Origin of the sequence: Mycobacterium kansasii ATCC 12478 (genome assembly GCF_000157895.3) — a bacterium.
Lineage (GTDB): Bacteria > Actinomycetota > Actinomycetes > Mycobacteriales > Mycobacteriaceae > Mycobacterium > Mycobacterium kansasii.
Genome location: NC_022663.1, coordinates 4,330,802 through 4,352,740 on the forward strand (window position 1 = coordinate 4,330,802; position 21,939 = coordinate 4,352,740).

Annotated in this window: 24 protein-coding genes; 17 read left to right on the forward strand and 7 right to left on the reverse strand. The window is 67.0% G+C overall.

All coding sequences use genetic code 11. The features are described from left to right. Nucleotides 1–23 precede the first annotated feature (23 nt). Together MKAN_RS18930 and MKAN_RS18935 are read left to right on the forward strand one after the other, a co-directional pair. Nucleotides 24–1,361 carry a xylulokinase gene (locus tag MKAN_RS18930; protein WP_036390929.1) on the forward strand — a complete coding sequence of 446 codons (1,338 nt, stop codon included), beginning with the start codon at nucleotides 24–26 and terminating at the stop codon, nucleotides 1,359–1,361. 41 nt (nucleotides 1,362–1,402) lie between these two features. Beyond that, on the forward strand, nucleotides 1,403–2,068 hold the full coding sequence (locus tag MKAN_RS18935) for a GNAT family N-acetyltransferase (RefSeq protein ID WP_036391505.1): 666 nt from the start codon (nucleotides 1,403–1,405) through the stop codon (nucleotides 2,066–2,068). Nucleotides 2,069–2,071: 3 nt separating this feature from the next. Here the strand turns inward: MKAN_RS18935 and MKAN_RS18940 are convergent, their stop codons facing one another. Both MKAN_RS18940 and MKAN_RS18945 read right to left on the reverse strand, forming a co-directional pair. Next, nucleotides 2,072–2,980 (reverse strand): SAM-dependent methyltransferase, encoded by a 909-nt coding sequence (locus tag MKAN_RS18940; RefSeq protein ID WP_023370994.1) that lies wholly within the window; start codon nucleotides 2,978–2,980, stop codon nucleotides 2,072–2,074. 11 nt (nucleotides 2,981–2,991) lie between these two features. Next, complete coding sequence (locus MKAN_RS18945; protein ID WP_139800334.1) at nucleotides 2,992–3,816, reverse strand: 2,5-dihydroxypyridine 5,6-dioxygenase NicX family protein; 825 nt, start codon at nucleotides 3,814–3,816, stop codon at nucleotides 2,992–2,994. An 18-nt stretch (nucleotides 3,817–3,834) separates the two neighbouring features. On the opposite strand from MKAN_RS18945, the gene MKAN_RS30640 reads away from it, so the two are divergent. After that, complete coding sequence (locus tag MKAN_RS30640) at nucleotides 3,835–4,062, forward strand: hypothetical protein (protein ID WP_139800335.1); 228 nt, start codon at nucleotides 3,835–3,837, stop codon at nucleotides 4,060–4,062. Between the two features lie 83 nt (nucleotides 4,063–4,145). On the opposite strand, the gene MKAN_RS30645 is transcribed toward MKAN_RS30640, so the two are convergent. Then, nucleotides 4,146–4,310: a hypothetical protein gene (locus MKAN_RS30645; RefSeq protein WP_023370998.1), complete on the reverse strand. Its 165-nt coding sequence runs from the start codon at nucleotides 4,308–4,310 to the stop codon at nucleotides 4,146–4,148. Nucleotides 4,311–4,432: 122 nt separating this feature from the next. Between MKAN_RS30645 and MKAN_RS18950 the strand changes: the two genes are divergently transcribed. Further along, complete coding sequence (locus MKAN_RS18950; RefSeq protein WP_023371000.1) at nucleotides 4,433–5,740, forward strand: cytochrome P450; 1,308 nt, start codon at nucleotides 4,433–4,435, stop codon at nucleotides 5,738–5,740. On the opposite strand, the gene MKAN_RS18955 is transcribed toward MKAN_RS18950, so the two are convergent. Then, nucleotides 5,713–6,651: an SAM-dependent methyltransferase gene (locus MKAN_RS18955; RefSeq protein WP_036391509.1), complete on the reverse strand. Its 939-nt coding sequence runs from the start codon at nucleotides 6,649–6,651 to the stop codon at nucleotides 5,713–5,715. The two genes, MKAN_RS18950 and MKAN_RS18955, sit on opposite strands and share 28 nt — an antisense overlap. Nucleotides 6,652–6,884: 233 nt before the next feature. On the opposite strand from MKAN_RS18955, the gene secY reads away from it, so the two are divergent. The 11 genes from secY to MKAN_RS19010 all read left to right on the forward strand — a co-directional run bounded on the left by secY (nucleotide 6,885) and on the right by MKAN_RS19010 (nucleotide 16,584). Further along, nucleotides 6,885–8,210 (forward strand): preprotein translocase subunit SecY, encoded by a 1,326-nt coding sequence (secY, locus tag MKAN_RS18960; RefSeq protein WP_023371004.1) that lies wholly within the window; start codon nucleotides 6,885–6,887, stop codon nucleotides 8,208–8,210. Beyond that, on the forward strand, nucleotides 8,207–8,752 hold the full coding sequence (locus MKAN_RS18965) for an adenylate kinase (RefSeq protein WP_023371006.1): 546 nt from the start codon (nucleotides 8,207–8,209) through the stop codon (nucleotides 8,750–8,752). The genes secY and MKAN_RS18965 overlap by 4 nt, the downstream gene beginning before the upstream one ends. A 2-nt stretch (nucleotides 8,753–8,754) precedes the next feature. Next, nucleotides 8,755–9,555 (forward strand): type I methionyl aminopeptidase, encoded by an 801-nt coding sequence (gene map, locus MKAN_RS18970; protein WP_023371008.1) that lies wholly within the window; start codon nucleotides 8,755–8,757, stop codon nucleotides 9,553–9,555. Between the two features lie 52 nt (nucleotides 9,556–9,607). Beyond that, the gene (locus MKAN_RS18975; protein ID WP_023371010.1) at nucleotides 9,608–10,153 is read left to right on the forward strand and encodes a sigma-70 family RNA polymerase sigma factor; all 546 of its coding nucleotides are present in this window, start codon (nucleotides 9,608–9,610) and stop codon (nucleotides 10,151–10,153) included. Between the two features lie 87 nt (nucleotides 10,154–10,240). After that, nucleotides 10,241–11,005, forward strand: coding sequence for an anti-sigma factor family protein (locus tag MKAN_RS18980; protein WP_103797758.1), 765 nt, complete (start codon nucleotides 10,241–10,243; stop codon nucleotides 11,003–11,005). Between the two features lie 51 nt (nucleotides 11,006–11,056). Further along, a complete protein-coding gene (locus MKAN_RS18985; protein ID WP_036444132.1) occupies nucleotides 11,057–12,766 on the forward strand; it encodes a thiamine pyrophosphate-binding protein in 1,710 nt (569 codons plus the stop codon). After that, nucleotides 12,747–13,412 (forward strand): hypothetical protein, encoded by a 666-nt coding sequence (locus MKAN_RS18990; protein ID WP_023371016.1) that lies wholly within the window; start codon nucleotides 12,747–12,749, stop codon nucleotides 13,410–13,412. Before MKAN_RS18985 ends, MKAN_RS18990 begins: the two co-directional genes overlap by 20 nt. 5 nt (nucleotides 13,413–13,417) lie before the next feature. After that, complete coding sequence (locus MKAN_RS18995) at nucleotides 13,418–14,437, forward strand: 3-oxoacyl-ACP synthase III family protein (RefSeq protein WP_036444145.1); 1,020 nt, start codon at nucleotides 13,418–13,420, stop codon at nucleotides 14,435–14,437. Next, nucleotides 14,437–15,444, forward strand: a complete 1,008-nt coding sequence (locus MKAN_RS19000; protein ID WP_023371020.1) for a pyridoxal phosphate-dependent aminotransferase — start codon at nucleotides 14,437–14,439, stop codon at nucleotides 15,442–15,444. The genes MKAN_RS18995 and MKAN_RS19000 overlap by 1 nt, the downstream gene beginning before the upstream one ends. Nucleotides 15,445–15,491: 47 nt before the next feature. Beyond that, nucleotides 15,492–16,004, forward strand: coding sequence for a MarR family transcriptional regulator (locus MKAN_RS19005; RefSeq protein ID WP_023371022.1), 513 nt, complete (start codon nucleotides 15,492–15,494; stop codon nucleotides 16,002–16,004). 31 nt (nucleotides 16,005–16,035) lie between these two features. After that, nucleotides 16,036–16,584 (forward strand): TIGR03086 family metal-binding protein, encoded by a 549-nt coding sequence (locus MKAN_RS19010; RefSeq protein WP_023371024.1) that lies wholly within the window; start codon nucleotides 16,036–16,038, stop codon nucleotides 16,582–16,584. A 1-nt stretch (nucleotide 16,585) separates the two neighbouring features. On the opposite strand, the gene mmsB is transcribed toward MKAN_RS19010, so the two are convergent. From mmsB to MKAN_RS19025, 3 genes are read right to left on the reverse strand one after another with little or no spacing between them, the layout of a single operon-like run. Beyond that, nucleotides 16,586–17,473 (reverse strand): 3-hydroxyisobutyrate dehydrogenase, encoded by an 888-nt coding sequence (gene mmsB, locus MKAN_RS19015; RefSeq protein ID WP_023371026.1) that lies wholly within the window; start codon nucleotides 17,471–17,473, stop codon nucleotides 16,586–16,588. Between the two features lie 14 nt (nucleotides 17,474–17,487). Next, nucleotides 17,488–18,648, reverse strand: coding sequence for an isobutyryl-CoA dehydrogenase (locus tag MKAN_RS19020; protein ID WP_023371028.1), 1,161 nt, complete (start codon nucleotides 18,646–18,648; stop codon nucleotides 17,488–17,490). Between the two features lie 12 nt (nucleotides 18,649–18,660). Then, entirely contained in the window at nucleotides 18,661–20,181 is a 1,521-nt protein-coding gene (locus MKAN_RS19025; RefSeq protein ID WP_023371030.1) for a CoA-acylating methylmalonate-semialdehyde dehydrogenase, read from the reverse strand. A 58-nt stretch (nucleotides 20,182–20,239) separates the two neighbouring features. Between MKAN_RS19025 and MKAN_RS32120 the strand changes: the two genes are divergently transcribed. Further along, nucleotides 20,240–20,968: an MFS transporter gene (locus MKAN_RS32120; protein WP_051480499.1), complete on the forward strand. Its 729-nt coding sequence runs from the start codon at nucleotides 20,240–20,242 to the stop codon at nucleotides 20,966–20,968. Next, nucleotides 20,899–21,888: a cyclic nucleotide-binding domain-containing protein gene (locus MKAN_RS32620; RefSeq protein WP_051404540.1), complete on the forward strand. Its 990-nt coding sequence runs from the start codon at nucleotides 20,899–20,901 to the stop codon at nucleotides 21,886–21,888. The genes MKAN_RS32120 and MKAN_RS32620 overlap by 70 nt, the downstream gene beginning before the upstream one ends. Nucleotides 21,889–21,939: the final 51 nt, after the last annotated feature.

A 21,939-nucleotide genomic window follows, 5' to 3' on the forward strand; every position in this document is an offset into this window, starting at 1 on the left:
AATGCTGGCGTACCGTGGCGCCCGTGTCACGTGAAGCCGTCACAATGGGCATCGACATCGGCAGCACGGCGGTCAAAGCGGTGGTCGCCGACGAGAACGGCAACGTCAAAGCGCGGGTGCGGATCCCGCATCAATTGCGGGTGCCGGCCCCCGACCGGCTCGAGCACGATGCCGACGAGGCATGGCGGCGGGGGCCGTTGGCGGCCCTGGACCGGCTGGCCCCTGCCGCTGCGAAAGCGGTGGCCGTTTCGGCGATGGTGCCCTCGCTGACCGCGGTCGATTCCGACGGGCGGCCCGTCACCCCTGGACTGCTGTATGGCGACAGCAGGGGCCGCGTACCGGGGGCCGCCCAACAGCCGCTGCCGTCGGTGGGTGAAGCCGCGGAATTCCTGCGCTGGACGGCCGCCGAAGCACCCGGCGCGACCGGCTACTGGCCGGCGCCGGCGGTGGCCAACTACGCGTTGGCGGGTGCGCCGGTGATCGACTTCGCCACGGCCGTCACGGGTTTGCCGTTGTTCGACGGGTCCGGCTGGAACCCGGCGGCGTGCGCCGACTGCGGGGCCAGCGTCGCGCAGATGCCTCGGGTCGAAACGTTCGGCTCGGCGATCGGTCAGGTGCACGGTACCGACGCGGTGCTGGGGACCGGCGCCATCGACGCCCTGTGTGAGCAGATCGTGGCGGGCGCCGACCACGACGGCGATGTGCTGGTGCTGTGTGGCACCACGCTGATCGTGTGGACGACCATCGCCGAGCCGCGGCAGGTGCCGGGCTTGTGGACCATTCCGCACACGGCCGCCGGCAAAAGCCAGATCGGCGGGGCCAGCAATGCCGGGGGCTTGTTCCTCGCCTGGGTGGATCGCGTTGTGGCACCGGGCAATCCGGCTGCGGCCGATCCACGCCGGGTACCGGTCTGGCTGCCTTACATTCGTGGCGAACGCACGCCGTTCCATGATCCCGACCGCCGGGCGCTGCTCGACGGCCTGGACCTCACCCAGGACCCCGCGTCGGTTCGGCGGGCGGCCTTCGAAGCATCTGGCTTCGTCGTTCGCCAGCTGATCGAGTTGAGCGGGGCGCCGGCCTTGCGGCTCGTCGCATCCGGTGGCGGCACCCGCGTCCAGCCCTGGCTGCAGGCCATCGCCGAGGCGACCGGCCGGCCGGTGCAGGTGTCCCGCGTGGCCGAGGGAGCTGCCCAGGGCGCGGCGTTCCTCGGGCGCATGGCGGCCGGTCTGGAGTCGTCGATCACCGACGCCGCCCGCTGGGCCTCGATCGAGCGGGTCGTGGAACCCCGTCCGGAGTGGATCGGTCCGACCAAGGAGCGCTATCGGCGGTTCCTGGAGCTCAGTGGATCAAAGTTGGCCTAACGGGTGGCGCAACACCGGGTATGTCGTTCTACGCTAATGCAATGACAGACCACGACCAGACTGCCGTCCGCCGCGAGATCGCAGATGCCTTGCTCGCCGCACTTGAACGTCGGCACGAGGTCGCCGACGCCATCGTCGATGCCCAGAACAAGGCGGCCGCCGTCGAGGCGATCGTGACGCTGCTGGGCACCTCGCATGTGGCCGCCGAAGCAGTGATGAGCATGTCCTTCGACCAGCTCACCCAGGATGCGCGCAAGAAGATCCTGGATGAACTCGACGACCTGAACAAACAGCTGACTTTCGCCGCCAAAGACCGTCCTGCCAGCTTCGGCGAGAGCCTGGAGCTGCGGCCCTTTTCCGCCGACGAAGACCGTGACATCTTTGCCGCACGCACTGAGGAAATGGGTGCGGCCGGCGACGGGTCCGGCGGGCCGGCCGGCAACCTCGATGACGAGATCAAGGCCGCGATCTGCCGAGTCGACGACGAGGAGGCGGCCTGGTTTGTCGCCGTCGATTCCGGAGAGAAGGTCGGCATGGTGTTCGGCGAGCTTCTGCACGGCGAGGTGAACGTCCGGATCTGGATACGGCCCGAGCACCGTAAGAAGGGTTACGGCACGGCGGCACTGCGCAAGTCGCGCTCGGAGATGGCATGGGCGTTCCCGGCCGTTCCCATGGTCGTCCGCGCGCCTGCGGCCCATCCGGCCTAGTGGTTAGAGCGTTGCGGTGACGGCAACGATGTTGCCGAGCTGCGACATGTCGTCATCGGGTAGCACGCGCCCGTAATCGGTGAACAACTCCCGGCGTGGCCGGGTGCCCACCTGCCAGCCCCGGCCGGTCAGGTACTCCACGACGTTGCTGCGCTCGCCGTCGTAGAACAGTCCCGACAGGTCGATATCGCAACCCAATGTGGCCCACCGCTGGTTGAACTCCTGGGCACGCTGGGCCATCGTCGATCCGGTATCGGGATGGTACTCGGTGGCCAGCCTGCTTCCGGGCGCGCTCAGCTCGGTGATGTTGTCGAACAGGCGGTCCTGGGCGTCGGGCGGCAGGTACATCAGCAAGCCCTCCGCGCTCCAGGCGGTCGGTTGCGCGGTGTCAAAACCACTGTGGCGCAACGCATTCGGCCAGTCGTCGCGTAGGTCGATGCTGACCGTTCGGCGCCGCGCCGCGGGGACGGCGCCCAGCTCAGACATGGTGCTGCTCTTGAACTCGACAACCGCAGGCTGATCGACTTCGTAGACCACGCTGTCACCCGGCCAGGACAACCGATAGGCCCGGGCGTCAAGGCCGGCGGCCAAAATGACGTATTGGCGAAGCCCGTCGCGGGCGGCATCGCCGAAGTATTCGTCGAAGAACCGGGTGCGCACCGCGATCGACTCCGTGATGACCTGCAATTCGCGGTCGGCTTCCTCGTCACGGGGTATGTCGCCGTCGACCAGGCGAGCGAAGAAGTCGAGGCCGACCGCGCGCACCAGCGGTGCGGCGAACGGGTCGTCGACGATCGGGTCGGCCGCCGTGGACGCCAACGCGCGGGCGGCGGCGACCATCGTCGCCGTGGCGCCGACGCTGGATGCCAAATCCCAGCTGTCGCCGGGGGATCGGGATGAGTCGATTGCCATGTGTTTCAGTTTCAGACCGCGTCGATGTGAAGGACTTCCCCTACAGTGTGCCCCTGGCTCTGAGAGTCCAGTGCGACGCGGTCCCACCGGCCGTCGGAGAAGACGAGCACCTCGTCGAACCAGATGCTGCATCCGTCGAGGATCATGTCGAGGTGTAGCGGCGCGGTCCAGCCGACCTTTGTTCTCGGCTGGGTCGGAGTACCCAGCCCGAGGTGCAAACCCGGGTGTCGCTCATTGATGTGCGACAGAAAACCGACCCAGTCGGTAATGCCTTCGTTTGTGCCGAAGCCGACTTCGCCTACCCTGTCGGCGTTTTCGACTTCGAAGAAATTGCTCAGAACGCCCGATACCACCGGATCCGAACATCCGGCTTTTTGCACGACCGAGTCCGTAATCTCCAGCGTGACGGGGTTGCGGGCGAGTCTGGGATCGCCGGGAAAACCGAAGCTCGAGTTTATCGCTCCGTCGACCACCACGATTCCGGTCACATGGGGTGTATACGTATTGACCTCGCCGGGCGGCAGGATGGCCGGGAACCGGCCGTTGAAATAGCCGCAGCTATTTGTCCAGCCGCCATCCGGCAATGGCCGGATATAGACGTCTGTCCCGGCCGGATTGGTGACGCGAATGTCGTGCGTCCGCTTGGCGGCCGCGATCACCGAATTGTTCAAGGAGTCAAGGGATGCGCGGTCGACGGCCAGCGGCAAGGAGAACAACGCGGGGGAGAAGTTGAATAGCCGAAAGATGCGGGTATGTTTCGGTTTTTCGGTCGCTTGCAGGTACTGGAGTACGGCGGCGCGATGGATGCTGGACACCATGCTGACCAGCAGCAGCACCTCGAAGGCGCCGACCCGGTGTCCGTCGAAGCGGTCAGCGGGCTCAACCCGGACATCGGCCGAACCCTCCCGGATGCGTTGGCGCAGCGTTTCGAGCAAGCGCTGGTCATCGTCGCCGTGCAATTCGTCGGAGTAGAGTACGAGCACCCGATCATCGGGTTGCAACTCGAGATAGCTGGCGCAGAGCGTGTCCATGCCGTCGATTACGGACGAATCGGTGGACCGAGTTCCAGCACCCATCAATGACTCCCCATCGGTCGGACGTGTGCGAACACAGATCTCCCCGCGCCCCTATCCCGAGCGGGCGCGGGGAGCGCGAAATTCGGGACTCAGACGACGGCGTTGGGGCAGAGCCAGGCGTCGTCGGCGATCCGTGTCGGGTCGGTGCGGGCGATGGCAATTTTCTCGTTGACGTCGCGCAGGGCCTTCAAGTCAGCGGGAGATAATTCGGTCGAGGTCAGTTCTGCACTGGTGGCGATAACGACGTTGGACATTGACGAAACCCCTTTTCTTGTGACCGGCGCGTGCTTGACGTTAGCACTCGTGACGGCCATGTGCGACCGCTGCAGCCCGCGTCTCTAGGCTGGAAGCCATTGAGCATTTACGGTACGAGGCGATGGTGCGCATTCACGCCGATGCTTACGACTCGGTCGACTTTTTCAGCGACGAGTCGCTGCTGCCGAACCCTTATCCCTACTTCGACCACCTCAGGTCGAAAAGCCCCGTTTTGCGCCTGCCGCCCCACCAGGTGATGGCGATTACCGGCTATCCGGAGGGCGCTGCCGTCTACCGGGACTCCGGCAATTTCTCTTCGCTCGTCGCCGTTGGCGGACCGTTTCCGCCGCTGCCGTTCGAACCGCGAGGCGACGACATCGGTGAGCAGATCGAACGGCACCGCCATCGGATGCCGATGAGCAACTACCTGACCACGATGGACCCGCCCCGACACCCCCGGGCGCGGGCGCTGCTCGGTCGGCTGCTCACCGCCGAGCGTCTCGCCTGTGCAGCGGAGTCGATGCGGCGCCTCGCCGGTGAGCTCATCGACCAATTCGTCGCCGCCGGCCGCTGCGAGTTCGTGTCCGAATATGCAAAGCCCTTCTCGTTCGGGGTGATTGCGGACCTGCTCGGTGTGCCCGGCCAGGACCGCCGGCTATTCGATGTGCCGCGGCCGCCGGTACCCGTCGGTGCGCTGGACCATGCGCCGCTACCGGAGGAACCGCTGCGCTGGCTGGACGACATATTCATCGGCTATCTGGTGGAGCGGCGACGCGAACCCCGCGCGGATGTGCTGACGCAACTGGCCACCGCGCGCTATCCCGACGGGACGACGCCCGAGGTCGCCGACATCGCCAGGAGCGCCACCCTGCTCTTCACCGCCGGACGGGGAGCTACCGCGTTCATGCTGAGCTGGTCGGTTCGGCTGCTGGCCGAGCGTCCCGGCCTGGCGAAGCAACTGCGAGCCGACCGCAGCGCGATCCCGCGGTTCATCGAGGAGGTCCTGCGCATGGAAAGCCCGGTAAAAAGCGACTTCCGGCTGGCCCGCAAGACCACCCGGGTGGGTGATGTCGTGATCCCGGCCGGCGCCATCGTGATGCTCTGTCCCGGCGCAATCAACCGTGATCCCCGAAAATTCGTTGCGCCCAACGAGTTTCGCATGGACCGAAGCAACGCCCGCGACCATATGGCGTTCGGTCGCGGTGCACATTCGTGTCCTGGCGCGTCGCTGGCCCGGGCCGAGGCCCGCGTTTCGATCGAATGCATCCTGGACCGGTTAACCGAAATCCGGCTCAGCTCCGCCGAGCATGGTGCGGCTGATGACCGGCGTTTCAGCTATGAGGCGGCGTACACCCTGCGCGCGTTGACCGGCTTGCACCTCGAGTTCGCGCCGGCTTTGCCTCAGCCCCCGAATTCGGCCGAGATGTAGACCACCTCGCCGAAGGGTGCGTCGTCGCCGTCGACGGGCGGCAGTCCGTGTCGGGCGAACAGGTCGGTGTTGCTCACCCCGGCGATCCGCCAACCAAGGGCACCCAGATACGTGCCCGCGTCGGTGCGGCCGTCGAAATACATCAAAGCCGCCATGTCGAGATCGAAGCCGTGGCGATTCCACCGCTCGTTCTGCCGTTGCATGCGCCGTCGCAGCTCTTCTCGGTTGAGATCGTTGACATCGAGCAGACCCTCGGTGGCGAACCGGCTGCCCGGTGCGCTGTGGGCGGTCACCTGGTCCAGCAGCCGGTCCTGGGCCTGCGCCGGCAGGTAACCCAGCAGCCCTTCTGCGGACCAGGCGGTTGGCTGCGCCGGATCGAAGCCGGCTTCGCGCAATGCCGCCGGCCAGTCGTCACGCAAGTCGACCGCTACCGGGCGCCGATCGGCCGTCGGCTGCGCACCCAGGCCGGCCAGGGTCGCGGTCTTGAACTCGATCACCCGCGGCTGGTCGACTTCGAACACGGTGGTACCGGCCGGCCAGGGCAGCCGGTAGGCGCGGGAATCCAGACCGGATGCCAGGATGACGGCCTGGCGGATACCGGCCCGGGTTGCGTCGGTGAAGTAGTCGTCGAAGAACCTGGTGCGCACGGCCATAGCGTTGGCGAAGTGCCGGATGCCGTCGGCCGTGTCGTCATCGGGGCCGGCGGTACTCAGTTCGCCTCTGGCGACGCGACTGAAGAAGTCCACGCCCACCGCCTTGACCAGCGGCTCGGCGAAGTGGTCGCAGGCAATGACCCCGGCGCCGTCGACGTCCCGGCAGGCGACTGCGCGTGCGGCCGCCACCATGGTGGCCGTCAAACCCACGCTGGAAGCCAGATCCCAGGTGTCCCCTTCGAAGCGCGCGCTACCCACTTGCGTCATCAGTTCTGCCCTCCGCCGCCCGAGCCTTGATATTTAGCTAATGTAACGAACTATCAAGACTGTACGCCCCACCCGCCGCTGCCACGGCCACCCTGGCAAGTCCCGCCCACATCAGCTGTTAATCTCGTAACGGTTTGACGCGCTGTAGATAATGCGGCCGTACGTCCTGGCATGCGAGTGTTGGGCGCGTAATGCAGGATGACCCCCGCTGCGCAGGAGGAAGAGTGCTTTCGGCTTTCATCTCATCGCTGCGAACAGTCGACCTGAGACGGAAGATCCTCTTCACGCTGGGCATTGTGGTGCTGTATCGGGTCGGCGCCTCGCTGCCGTCTCCGGGCGTCGACTTCCCGCACGTGCAGCAGTGCATCAAACAGGCCAGCAGCGGCGAAGCCGGCCAGATCTACTCGCTGATCAACCTGTTCTCCGGCGGTGCGCTGCTCAAGCTCACGGTGTTCGCAGTCGGGGTGATGCCGTACATCACGGCCAGCATCATCGTGCAGCTGCTGACCGTCGTCATTCCCAGATTTGAGGAACTGCGTAAGGAAGGCCAGTCCGGTCAGGCCAAGATGACGCAGTACACCCGTTATCTGGCGATCGCGCTGGCGATTCTGCAGGCCACCAGCATCGTGGCGCTGGCTGCCAACGACCAGCTGCTGCAAGGCTGCCGCGAGAAAATCATCGCCGACGACAGCATTTTCACTCTGGTCGTCATCGTGCTGGTGATGACTAGTGGCGCTGCGCTGGTGATGTGGATGGGCGAGTTGGTCACCGAACGCGGCATCGGCAACGGCATGTCGCTGCTGATCTTCGTCGGCATTGCCGCCCGCATTTATCCCGAAGGACATGACATCCTGGAAAGCCGCGGCGGCGCGGTCTTCGCCGCGGTCTGCGTGGCCACGCTGATCATCATCGTCGGCGTGGTTTTCGTCGAGCAGGGCCAGCGCCGCATCCCGGTGCAATACGCCAAACGGATGGTGGGCCGGCGGATGTACGGAGGAACGTCGACGTATCTCCCGCTCAAGGTGAACCAGGCCGGCGTCATCCCGGTGATCTTCGCTTCGTCACTGATCTACATTCCGCACTTGATCACCCAGCTGGTCCGGAGTGGCACCGGAGGTCTCGGCCGCGGCTGGTGGGACAAGTTTGTCGCCACCTACCTGTCCGACCCCAGCAACCTGGGCTATATCGCCATCTACTTCGGCCTGATCATCTTCTTCACCTATTTCTATGTTTCGATCACGTTCAATCCCGACGAGCGTGCCGATGAGATGAAAAAGTTCGGCGGCTTCATTCCAGGCATTCGTCCGGGCCGCCCGACCGCTGATTACCTGCGTTATGTGCTGAGCCGGATTACCCTGCCGGGTTCGATCTACCTCGGCGTGATCGCGGTGTTGCCCAATCTGTTCCTCCAGATCGGCGCCAGTGGCGGAGTTCAGAACCTACCCTTCGGGGGTACCGCGGTCCTGATCATGATCGGTGTCGGTTTGGATACCGTCAAACAGATCGAGAGTCAGCTCATGCAGCGCAACTACGAAGGGTTCCTCAAGTGAGAGTCGTTTTGCTGGGACCGCCCGGGGCGGGCAAGGGGACGCAAGCCCAAAAGCTGGCCGAGAAGCTGGGGATCCCGCAGATCTCCACCGGCGAGCTGTTCCGGCGAAACATCGAAGACGGCACCAAGCTGGGCATCGAGGCCAAGCGGTACCTGAGCGCCGGTGACCTGGTGCCGTCCGATCTGACCAACGAACTCGTCGACGATCGATTGAACAACCCCGACGCGGCCAACGGATTCATTCTGGACGGATATCCACGGTCGGTGGAACAGGCCAAGGCCCTGCACGAGATGCTCGAACGCCGGGGCACCGACATCGATGCCGTGCTGGAGTTCCGGGTGTCGGAGGGGGTGTTGCTGGAGCGGCTCAAAGGCCGTGGCCGCGCCGACGACACCGACGACGTGATCCTCAACCGGATGAAGGTTTACCGCGACGAGACCGCGCCGCTGCTGGAGTACTACAGCAGCCAACTGAAGACCGTCGACGCGGTTGGCACCATGGACGAAGTGTTCGCTCGCGCGTTGCAGGCTTTGGGGAAGTAGTCATGCGTGCCCTGGCACGGTTGCGGGGCCGCAAAGTCGTGCCACAACGCACTGCCGGCGAGCTTGACGCGATGGCCGCGGCGGGCGCTGTGGTGGCTGCGGCCCTGCGGGCCGTCCGCGCCGCGGCGGACGCCGGGGTGTCCAGCCGGACCCTCGACGACATCGCCGAGACGGTGATCCGCGAAGCCGGCGCTACCCCGTCGTTCCTGGGCTATCACGGCTATCCGGCGTCGATCTGCGTTTCGGTCAATGACCGGGTGGTCCACGGCATTCCCTCCGGCGCCGAAATCCTGGCCGCCGGCGACCTGGTTTCGGTCGACTGCGGCGCGGTCCTGGACGGCTGGCACGGCGACGCGGCAATAACCTTCGGGGTCGGACCGCTCAGTCCGGCCGACGAAGCCCTGTCGGAAGCGACCCGGGAATCACTGGAAGCCGGAATCAAGGCGATGATGGTCGGTAATCGGCTGACCGACGTCTCGCATGCCATCGAGCGGGGCACCCGCACCGCCGAAACCCGCTACGGCCGTTCGTTCGGAATCGTCGACGGGTACGGCGGCCACGGGATCGGCCGGCAGATGCACCTGGATCCGTTCTTGCCCAACGAGGGCGCTCCCGGGCGCGGACCGGTGCTGGTCGCGGGCTCGGTGCTGGCCATCGAACCAATGTTGACCCTTGGCACCGGCAGAACCGTGGTGCTCGACGACAACTGGACAGTCACTACTGCCGACGGATCGCGTGCGGCACACTGGGAGCACACAGTTGCGGTAACCGAGGACGGGCCCCGAATCCTGACCTTTGGTTAAGCGGCTGAACCAAACACCTACTCGACTCGTGTCAGAAGCGGGAGGTGATCGAGTGGGTCGGGTGGCCGGCACTCGGGCGGCGTCCGGGGCGACTGAGGCCGCGCTGATGAAGGCGCTCTACGACGAGCATGCCGCTGTCTTGTGGCGTTATGCGCTGCGGTTGACCGGCGACGCGAGCCAGGCCGAGGACGTCGTTCAGGAGACCTTGCTGCGGGCATGGCAGCATCCGGAAGTGATAGGTGATACCGAGCGGTCGGCGCGCGCGTGGTTGTTCACCGTCGCGCGCAACATGATCATCGACGATCGGCGCAGCGCACGGTCACGCAATGTCGTCGGCTCCACCGACGAATCGGGCGCGCCCGAGCAGTCCGTGCCCGACGAGGTGAACGCGGCGCTGGACCGGTTGCTGATCGCCGAGGCCATGGCTCACCTCTCCGACGAGCACCGGGCCGTGATCGAGCGGTCCTACTATCGTGGATGGACCACCGCGCAGATTGCCGGCGACCTCGGAATCGCCGAAGGCACCGTCAAGTCGCGACTGCACTACGCGGTGCGGGCGCTGCGGCTCGGCCTGCAGGAACTTGGGGTGACGCGATGACGGCAGGACTGAATCGAGGGACTGTTCACGGACCCATCCGGGCGGCCGTCCGTTCCGAATACTTGGGGGTGACAGGAGATGGATGACATGGTCACGTCGCTTAGGGGGCTTGGCCCGCCCGGTGACAACGAGGGCTATGACCTGACGACCGGTCACAACCACCCCTATGGAATGTGGGACGCCGCTTACGTATTGGGGTCGCTGTCGGCGACCGATCGCCGCGAATACGAAGAGCACATGAGCGGGTGTCCCGCCTGCCGCCAGGCCGTCGCCGAACTCTCCGGTGTGCCCGCATTGCTTTCGCAGCTGGCCCGCGACGAGGTGGCGGCGATGAACGAGTCCGGCCCCGCCGCGGGTGGTCCGCCGGCTGCGCCGCAGCTCTCGCCGCAGTTGTTGCCGTCGTTGCTGGCAACGGTGCGCTGGCGCCGTCGCCGCGCCCGGCTGACGACGTGGGTAGCATCGGCCGCCGCAGCCGTGGTGTTGGGAATTGCTGTACTGGTTGGTGTCCAGGGCTATTCTGGATCACCGGAGCCGCCGGCCGTGTCGGCGCAGCCGATGGCACAGGTCGGGACCACCCTGCTGGCTTCGACGGTGTCGCTGCACCCCGAGCACTGGGGGACGTTCATCAACCTGCGGTGTGTTTGCCTGGCTCCGCCGGATGCGCACCACGACACGCTGGCGATGGTGGTGGTGGGTCGTGACGGCAGCCAAACCCGCCTGGCGACGTGGGTGGCCGAACCCGGCCACACCGCGACACCGGCCGGCAGCATCTCGACGCCGGTTGATCGGATCGCCGCCGTGCAAGTGGTTTCCGCCGATACCGGCCAAGTGCTGCTGCAGCGTTCGCTCTGAATTCGCCCGGCCCGCGGTGAACTGAAGTTCGCCGCGGGTCGTGTTACCGACATGCCCAGGAAGCACCGGGTGGTCGACCACATCGTGAACCACCTCGCGGCAATCGGAGTCGACCACGTCTTCGGTGTGGACGGAGCCAACATCGAAGATCTCTACGACGCCGCGCATTTCCACCCGTCGCTGTGCGCCATCCTGGCCAAGCACGAATTCTCCGCCGCCGCAATGGCTGACGGGTACAGCCGCAGTGGATGCGGATTAGGTGTGGTGGCGGCGACTTCCGGCGGCGGCGCCCTCAATCTCGTCGCGGGATTGGGGGAGGCGCTGGCAAGCCGGGTACCGGTGCTTGCCCTGGTCGGTCAATCCGCCACGGCCCTGGACGGCCGGGGCGCCTTTCAGGACACCAGCGGGCGCAACGGATCGCTGGATGCCGAAGCGGTGTTCTCCGCGGTGTCGCTATCGTGTCAGCGGGTGCTGGCGCCGGCCGAGATTGCCTCGGCCCTGCCGCGTGCTATTGCCGCGGCGCGCACCGGCGGTCCGGCTGTGTTGTTGCTGCCCAAGGACATTCAGCAGGGATGCGTGGAGATCGAGGAGCGCAAGGGGTCGCCGGGGGAGGTTCGGCCCATCGGTAACCCGCATCCCATAACGCGGATTCTGCGCCGGGCGAACGGCCCGGTCACGATGATCGTCGGCGAGCAGGTCGCGCGCGACGACTGCCGCCCGGAGCTCGAACAGCTGCGAGCGGTGTTGCGGGCGCGCGTGGCGACCGTGCCGGAGGCCAAGGATGTCACGGGGATACCGGGGCTCGGATCCTCGTCGGCGCTGGGGGTGACGGGAGTCATGGGCCACCCGAACGTGGCCGACGCGGTGGCCGGCAGCGCGGTGTGCCTCGTCGTCGGCACCCGCTTGCCCGTCACCGCCCGCGCCGGCCTGGAAGAAGCGCTGGCCGCGGTGCGAACGGTGTCGATCGGCTCAGCGCCGCCGTACCTTCCGTGCACCCACGTGCACACCGACGACCTGCGCGGCTCGCTGCGCATCCTCACCCAGGCGCTCTCGGGATCCGGGCGGCCTACCGGCCTGCGGGTGCCCGACATGGTGCAGCGCACCGAGCTGCGGCCCCCGCCCTGGACGGGTCCGGGCGTGCGGTACCGCGATGCCATGGCCGTGCTCAACGATGCGCTGCCCGACGGCACCGACATCGTGGTCGACGCCGGCAACACCGGGGCGGCCGCGATCCACTACCTGGGTGCCCGCCGGGGCGGCAGGTTCGCTGTCGCGCTCGGCATGGGCGGCATGGGCTACAGCTTCGGGGCCGGCATCGGAATGGCCTTGGGCCGCGCCAACAGTGGACGGCCTGCGGGGCGCACCGTGGTGATCGCCGGGGACGGAGCGTTTTTCATGCACGGCATGGAGGTGCACACCGCCGTTCAGTACCGGCTTCCGGTGACGTTCGTGCTGTTCAACAACAACGCCCATGCCATGTGTGTGACCCGCGAGCAGCTATTTTATGGAGATCTATATAGCTACAACAGATTTCGCTGCAGCCGGCTGGGATCTGGCCTGGCGGAGATGTTTCCGGGCCTGACGTCCGTCGACGTCGCCGACGTCGAGCACTTCGCGACGGCGATGCGCGCCGCCGTCGGCCTCGACGGGCCGGCGGTGGTCAGCGTCGAATGCGCTGCCGGCGAAATTCCGCCGTTCGCACCGTTTCTCGTTACACCTATCGCAGAGGAGTACCGAACCGATGTCGCTGCCAGCGCTTGACGATGTCTTCACTCATACCGGCACAGTGGCACCCATCGACGGGCTGATCCGTATCGAAACCAGCCCGCGAGAGAAGGCCACCCCGATCATCATGGAGATGATGCGATCGGTGTATCCGCATGATCAGGTTTTCGGGCAGTACTGTACCGTCAACGATTTCATCGATTGTCCCCCCGACGAGCTGTTCGCCTATATGGCCGACACCCGCAGCCTCGAGGAGTGGACGTACAGCCTGCGTGGCTTCACACCGACCGACGAGCCGGGCCTGTGGCTGGCCTACGATCGGCTCGGTTCGCAGACCAAGATCTACACCCGCACTATAGCCAACGAGCAGGCCCGGACGGTGGACTACCACTGCGCCTGGGATCAGGGCAAGCACCTGTGGATGGTCTACCTGATGCGCGTCGTCGACGCGCAGGTGGTGCTGGACCGCCCGGGTTCTGTTGTGCTGTGGACGAATTGCCACCACCCATTCTACGACCACAACCCCTACCCGGAGACCGCGCCGGCCGACCGCCCGGTTTGGGTGGGGGATTTCTGGGATATGTTCGCCGCAGGCCACCTGCTGGAACTGAAGAACCTCAAGGCCATCGCGGAATACCGGCACCGCAACGGCTTACCCGTCGTGCCCGTCTGGATGAGGTGAAATACATGGTGGGCCAACCCGTCAGTCTCATCGACGTTTCCAGCTATCTGCCCGGCGAGCCGATCGGCGCGGACTACTACGCGCAGTTCGCCGAATCCGACGACCTGCGCGACAGCGTGATGTTTCGTGCGCCGGCGTTTCGCCATCATGTCGCCCCGGACGAGACCGCGGTCGACATGGTGGAGCGTGCGGCGCAGGGGTTGATCGAACGCCACGGCGAGGACGTGATCGAGACCGTCGACATACTGATCACCCATACTCAGGCGCCGGATGTGCCGTTCTACGGTGCCGGCGGCGGCATTGCGCACCGCCTGGGCATGCGACCGTCGTGGGTGCTGGACTTGCACAACGGTGGGTGCGCAGCATTTGTGTTGGCGCTCAACGTGGCTCGCCAACTGTTGACTTCCGGTGCGGGGCGCACGGCGCTGATCGCGATTGCGCAGAATGCCGCCGGCCAGGTATTCGATCAACCCGGAGTCCGCCGCAAGTCACAGGCGGCGGTGCCCGGCGACGGGGCTGCGGTGGGCTTGGTCGCGCTGTCGGACCGCTCCCCCATTCTGGGGGTCGAATGCCGCACCTACGGCGAGTACGCCGGCGAGATGACGCTTGCCCCCGATCCGCCGCGCAAGTGGTGGCAGCCCGGAACCGGCGAGCTCTGTATCGGGTTCACCGAGAGCAAGATCACCAAGGTGCTGGCCCGCGGCAACCGGCAGGTTCCGGAGGTGGCGCTGGCCGTGTGCGATCGAATCAACCTGCCCGCCAAGGACATCGATCTACTGGTCACCAATCAGCCCAACCGGGTGTTCCTGCGCAACTGGCGCGAAGCACTCGAACTTGCTGCCGAACGGCACTTCGACACCTTCGACGCGTGCGGAAACCTGTTCGGCGCCGGGATTCCGGTCAACCTGGATCGGGCGATCACGACCGGGCGGGTGACCGCCGGCGCGATGGTTATGATGGCCGGGTTCGCCCACGCCGGCGATTTCGCCGGGGCGGCGGCGATGCGCTGGGGCGGGCGGCCCTGATGCTCACCGTCGCGAGCCCGAATGCGATCGACCCGTGTGCGTTGTCGCTCAACGAGAATCCGTTCCCACCGCTGCCGGCGGTGCGCGCGGCGCTGATTCGCTCGATAGACGCGGTGAACCGGTATCCGGAGTTTCTGCCGCAGCGCCTGCGCGAATTGATTGCCGCCCACATCGGCATGCCCGTCGACCAGGTGGTGCTCGGTGCCGGTGCGACCGGCGTGGTGATGCAGGCCCTCCGCGCGGTGACCGTGCCCGGCGATGCAATCGCGATGGCCGCGCCGACCTTCGACGGATATCCGATCGTCGCGCAACTGGCGGGACTGACCGTGGTGACCGTCCCCCTCGACGACTACGGCCATCACGATCTGGGCGCGCTGGCCGACGCCGCCGACGACGCCCGAGTGGTGGTGCTTTGCCGGCCGCACAATCCGACCGGCACGCTGGAGCCGGTGCCGGCGGTGCTGCGGTTCCTGAGCCGGGTGCCCCCTGACACCGTGGTGCTGCTCGACGAGGCGTACGTAGAATTCGCCGCGCCGAAGCATCGAACCGACGCTTCGGCGTTGCTTGCTCGGTTCCCCAATGTGCTGGTGGTGCGGACCTTTTCCAAGGCCTACGGGCTGGCCGGGCTGCGGATCGGTTACGGCCTGGCCGCGGCGGAGCTGGCCGCAGCGATGTGGGCTCAGCAGCTTCCGTTCGGCATGGCCGGCACCGGCTTGCTGGCGGTCGCCGCTTCCTATGAGGCCGAAGACCAGCTGGCGCACCGGGTTCGGCTGATCACGGCCGAACGGCGCTATCTTCAGCAGCAATTGAGCGCGATGGGTATATTCACCACCGACGCGCACGCCAACTTCATGTACCTGCCGTCGAGGGGTCGGCGATGGGATGAAGTTTTCACCCGGGCCGGCCTGCAGGTCCGGCTGTACCCGGACGGCGGTGCGCGGATAACCGTGGGCAGCCGCGCGTCAACTCTGGCGGTGTTGCGCGCGGTCGGAAAATCTGCGGCGTGAACCTCGTGTGTTGACCCGATGGCCCCGCCAGTGCGGTAAGAAAGGGCGTGGCTGCATCACGACCGGAGAAACCCGACCCGATCGCCGTCGCCCGGGCCAACTGGGAGAAGGCCGGGTGGGGTGACGTGGCGCCGGGCATGGTCGCGGTGACGTCGGTGATGCGTGCACACCAGATCCTGCTGGCCCGCGTCGAGACGGCGCTGCGCCCCTACGATCTCAGTTTCTCGCGTTTCGAGCTGCTGCGGCTCTTGGCGTTCAGCCGCACCGGAGCATTGCCGATCACCAAAGCCTCCGACCGCCTGCAGGTTCATGTCACCAGCGTCACGCACGCGATCCGCCGGCTGGAAGCCGACGGGCTGGTACAACGGGTGCCGCACCCCACCGACGGGCGGACCACGCTGGTGCAGATCACCGAGTTGGGGCGCGCCACCGTCGAGGGCGCCACCCTGACCCTCAACGAGCAGGTGTTCGCCGACATCGGAATGGACGCCTACGAATCGGCGGCGCTGGTGTCCGCCATCGAAACGTTGCGGCGCAAGGCCGGAGATTTCACCGATTGAACCGATTGGCACTCGAGAGAAAGGCACGTCAGTGGACCCACTAGTTGCTCACCGGCGAGCGCAGGATGCGTTCGCCGGCGTCCTCGCCAACGTCAGCCCCGAACAGCACGGCGCTGCGACACCCTGCTCGGAGTGGACGGTGCGGGATCTGATCGAGCATGTCATCAGCGGCAACGAACACGTCGGGCAATGGGCGCAACACCCGGTTGAGCCTCCCGCACGGCCCGACGACATGCTGGCGGCCCACCGGACCGCGGCCGCCGCCGCCCACGAGGTCTTCGCCGCGCCCGACGGGATGTCCACCACCTTCAAGCTGCCGTTCGGGGAGCTGCCCGGCCAGGTGTTCGTCGGGATCCGCACCAGCGATGTGCTGACCCACGCATGGGACCTGGCCGCCGCCACCGGCCAACCCACCGATCTCGACCCCGAATTGGCGACCGAACAGCTCGCCGCCGTGCGCGCATTCATGGGGCCGCAGTTCCGTGGGCCGGGCAAGCCCTTCGCCGAGGAGCAGCCGTGCTCACCGGAGCGTGCGCCCGCCGACCAACTTGCCGCATTCCTGGGCCGAGAGGTCCAGTGAGCTAGCCGGTCCGCAGCATCTCGATCACCGCGCTGAAGTCCAGGGCGTTGTGGGAGACGTCGGACGCGATGAACTCGGCATAGATCTCGGCGGCGTGCCGGCCCAGCGGTGCCGCGGACCCGGTAGCCCGCACCGCGTCCATCGCCAGGCCCAGGTCCTTGTTCATCAATGCCGTCGCGAAGCCCGGCTTGAAGTCGTTGTTGGCCGGCGAGGTGGGCACCGGGCCCGGCACCGGGCAATTGGTGTGCACCGCCCAGCAGTTGCCGGTCGCTCCGGTGATGACGTCGAACAGCGACTGGGCCGACAGCCCGAGCTTCTCGGCAAGCAGGAACGCCTCGCCGATCGCGATCTGCTGCACGGCCAGGACCATGTTGTTGCACAGCTTGGCGGCCTGGCCCGCGCCGGCCGCACCGCAGTGAATGATCTTGCCCGCCATGGGTTCCAGCACCGGGCGGGCCCGCTCCAAGACGTCCGCGTCGCCGCCGACCATGAACGCCAGCGTCCCGGCCGCGGCACCCTTGACACCGCCGGACACCGGCGCGTCGAGCTGGGTCAGACCGTGCGATGCGGCCAGCGCATGCACCTCGCGGGCATCGCTGACCGAGATCGTCGAGCTGTCGATGAACAGCGCACCCGGTCGCGCGGCGGGCAGCACCTCGGCGTAGCAGCGCTTGACCACCTCACCGGTGGGCAGCATGGTGATCACCACGTCGGCCTCGGAAACCGCGCCGGCTGCGCTGTCGACCACCGCGCAGCCGCTTGATGCCGCCGCCGTCGCCGCTGCGGGTGCCGGGTCGTAGGCGCGCACCATGTGGCCGGCGGCAACCAGATTCGCCGACATGGGTGCGCCCATGTTGCCCAGTCCGAGGAACGCGATCGTCTCTGTCACGTGGTGCAGCCCTCCTAAACGGTGGCGCGAAACCGCGCGGCCTCGGCCCGGCCGATAACCACCCGCATGATTTCGTTGGTTCCTTCCAGAATTCGATGCACCCGCAGGTCGCGGACGATCTTCTCCAGACCATACTCGCGCAGGTAGCCGTACCCGCCGTGGAGTTGCAGCGCCTTGTCGGCCACCTCGAAGCAGGTGTCGGTGACATAGCGCTTGGCCATCGCGCACAGCTCGACCTTGTCGGCGGCGTCGCAGTCGAGCGCACTCGCGGCCCGCCACAACAACATTCGCGACGTTTCCAGCCCGGTGGCCATGTCGGCCAGGGTGAACCGGACGGTGGGCTCGTCCAGGAGGCTGGCGCCGAACGCGTGTCGCTCGCGAACATATACGCCGGCCTTGTCGAAAGCGGCCTGCGCGCCGCCCAGCGAACACGCCGCGATGTTGAGCCGGCCGCCGTTGAGACCGTTCATCGCGATGCCGAAGCCGGCGCCCTCCCCGTCGGCGCCACCCAGCATGGCGTCGGCGGGCACCCGGACGCCGTCCAGGATCACCTGGGCGGTCGGTTGCGCGTGCCAGCCCATCTTCTCTTCCAGGGCACCGAAACTCAGCCCAGCAGTTCCCTTTTCGATCACGAAGGCCGATATGCCGCGCGGGCCGTCCGCACCGGTGCGGGCCATCACCACGTACACGTCCGAGGCTCCCGCGCCGGAAATGAACTGCTTGACGCCATCGAGCACATAGTCTGAACCGTGCTGGACAGCGCGGGTGCCCAGCGCACTGGCGTCCGACCCGGCGTCGGGCTCGGTCAGGCAATAGCTGGCGATGACGTCCATGGTGGCCAGCCGCGGTATCCAATCCTTGCGTTGTTCGTCGGTACCGAAGCTGTCGATCATCCACGCGCACATGTTGTGGATGGACAGGAACGCGGCGGTGACCGGGTCGGCGATCGCCAACTGCTCGAAGATGCGCACCCCGTCGAGCCGGCGCAGCCCGCTGCCGCCCACGTCGTCGCGGCAGTAGATGGCGGCCATCCCGAGTTCGGCGGCCTCACGCAGCACGTCCACCGGGAAGTGGTTGCTGGCGTCCCATTCCAGAGCGTATGGGGCAAGGCGCTTTTCGGCGAAGGCGGCCGCCGTCTCGGTGATCACCCGCTCGTCGTCGTTGAGGTTAAACATGGCGCCTACTGCCTACTGCATCGTCGGGATGACGAACTCGGCACCGTCCTTGATGCCCGACGGCCAGCGCGAGGTGACGGTCTTGACCTTGGTATAGAACTGGATCGACGTCGGGCCGTGCTGGTTGAGATCGCCGAACCCGGAGCGTTTCCAGCCGCCGAAGGTGTGATAGGCCACCGGGACCGGGATCGGAACATTGATACCGACCATGCCCACCTGAACCCGCGAGACGAAGTCGCGAGCGGTGTCACCGTCGCGGGTGAAGATTGCCACCCCATTGCCGTATTCGTGCTCCGACGGCAGACGCAGGGCTTCCTCGTAGTTGTGGGCGCGCACCATGCACAGCACCGGCCCGAAGATCTCATCGGTGTAGATCGACATCTCCGGGGTGACGTGGTCGAAGAGCGTCGGTCCGATGAAGAAGCCGCCTTCCAAGTTGGCATCACCGAAAGTCAGGTCGTCGCTGGCCCGTTCGCGGCCGTCGATGACGATCTCGGCGCCGGCCTGGACGCCTTGGTTGATGTAGTCGCGCACCCGGGTCAGTGCGGCCTCGGTGACCAGCGGGCCATAGTCGGCCTTGGGGTCCAGGCTGTGACCGACCCGCAGGTTGTTGATCCGCTCGATCAGCCTGGCGCGCAACCGTTCCGCGGTCTGCTCGCCGACCGGGACCGCGACGCTGATCGCCATGCAGCGTTCGCCGGCGCTGCCGTAGCCGGCGCCGATCAGCGCGTCGACCGCCTGGTCGAGGTCCGCGTCGGGCATCACGATCATGTGGTTCTTGGCGCCGCCGAAGCATTGCGAGCGCTTGCCGGTCGCGGCGGCGCCGGCGTAGATGTACTGGGCGATGTCGGAGCTGCCGACGAAGCCGACCGCCTTGATGTCGGGGTGATTCAGGATGGCGTCGACGGCTTCCTTGTCGCCGTGCACGACCTGGAACACGCCGGGAGGCAGGCCGGCTTCGGCGAACAGTTCGGCCAGCCGTACCGGTACTGACGGGTCACGCTCACTTGGCTTGAGCAGGAAGGCATTTCCGCAGGCGAGGGCCGGACCGGCCTTCCACAGCGGGATCATTGCCGGGAAGTTGAACGGGGTGATGCCGGCGACCACGCCGAGGGGCTGGCGCAGCGAGTAGACGTCGATGCCCGGACCGGCGCCCTCGGTGTACTCGCCCTTGAGCAGATGGGGGATCCCGAGGCAGAACTCGATCACCTCGATGCCGCGCTGAATGTCGCCCGCGGCGTCGGCCAGCGTCTTGCCGTGTTCGAGTGAGAGTAGTTCGGCCAGTTCGTCGTTGTGGTCGTTGACCAGCTCGATGAACCGCATCAGCACCCGCGCGCGGCGTTGCGGATTCCATGCGGCCCAGCCTTTTTGGGCCTCGACCGCCGATGCCACCGCGGCGTCGACGTCGGCTTGGCCGGCCATCGGCACTTTCGCCTGGACCTGGCCGGTGTTTGGGTCGAAGACGTCGGCAGTGCGGGTGGACTGGCCGGTGGTGCGCTGGCCGTCGATGAAATGCGGAATGTGTGTGGTCATGGCTTGTCCCGTAGAGGTCGGCAAAGGGGATCCAGATACTTGGATATCCTAGTAAATAGTGTTCAGCGTTGGCAAGTCGGCGCCGGCCGTGATGCGAGAACTGCGAGGCTGGGTGCGGGACGCCACTCCGGCCGTTGTGCTGTCCCTGCTGCCGGCCGGGCTTCTCGGCCCGCTGACCTCGTCGCTGTCCACTAGTCCACGGCCCCAGCTGCACCTGGCGATCGGGATCGGCGTGCGCGCCCTGACGATGGCCGCGACCATGATCGCGGCGTTCAGCGGGGCGCCAGTGGGATGGGTCCTGGCCCTGGCGGCCGTCGACTCGGCGATGTCAGCTGCCGTGCGGCCGCTGCACGGCGCGCTGGCCGTGCGGCTCGCCGACACCGCCGCCGAGGCGGCCGCCGCCAATGCCGTGACCGGCTTGATCATTAGCGGCAGTGCGCTGGCAGGGCCGGCGCTGGCTGGGCTTGCGCTCAGACAGATGGGCATCGGCTGGGCTTTCGGCTTCCCGGCGGCCACCTTCGCTGTCGGGGCCGTCACGGCGCTGCTGATCCGGGTGCCGCACGCCGACAATGCCCAGGGCGGCGGGTCGCGGCCTTCCCGGGGGTCCGCGCAATCGCAGCTGCGTGCGCTGGGCGCCGGATTCCGCGCGATCGCCGCAAGCCGGCCGGCCAGCGCGGCCACCATCCTGTTCGTCGTGAACGTGACGGTGCTCGGCGTATGGCTGGTCGCAGCGCCTCGGTGGCCAAGGAACGCTTGGGGTTGGGCAGGGCCGGCGTCACCACGCTGATGACGCTCTACGGCACCGGTGGCCTGCTCGGCGGCCTGGCGACGATGTCGATCGTCGGGCGGCGGGGGCTGGCCCGCGTGCTTGCGGGAGCGATGCTGGCCGGCGCGGTGACGGTCGCCGGCCTTGGGGCCGTCCGCCTGCCCGCGCTTGGTCTGGTCCTGGCCGGCGGCTTGGGCGGGGCCGCCGCCGTGTGCTGCGCCATCGCGCCAACGCTGGTGCAGCGCAGCGTCACTCGCACAACGATGGTGCCCGCGACGGCAAGCCTGCAGAGCATGTATGTGGTGGGGATGGCCGTTGGCGCCATGATCGCGCCAGTGCTCATCAACCCGATCGGGTTACCGGGCGCACTGGGCATCTTCGCGGGCTCGGCGGCAATGATCATGCTGCTGGCCGCGCCGGGGCTACGCGGCGCCGACGAGCTGAGCGCCGAGGACGCCGCCAAACTGGCCATCATCCGGGCCACGCCGACCCTGGCCGTACTACCCGCGCTGGCCCTCGAACAGGTCGCCCGGGCGGCGTCGCACCTGAAGGTGCTGCGGGGTTGTGAGGTCGTTCGACAGGGAGATCCCGGCGACCGGTTCTACATGATCGCAGCGGGCCTGGCCGACGTCACCGTGGACGGCCGCCGGGTGGCGACGCTGGGACCCGGCGGAAGTTTCGGCGAGATCGCCCTGCTGCACGACGTACCGCGGTCGGCCACCGTGACGGCGCGCGAAGACCTCGCTGGCGATCCTGCGCGACGTTCCGCGCACCGCCACGGTGCGAGCAGTCGGCGATACCACGCTGTTGGCCGTGGATCGGGAGGCGTTCCAGCGCGCACGACAAGCGGGGTAGTCGAGCGTCCGCCGGAGCCATTGCGGACCCCCACCGGCCGGCACCTCGGTGAACCGAACTGGACGCGGCTTCGTCATTCGGGATGAGGGCATTCCACCGGTTGAACGGACGCATGCTGATGACTCTTGGGCACCGAC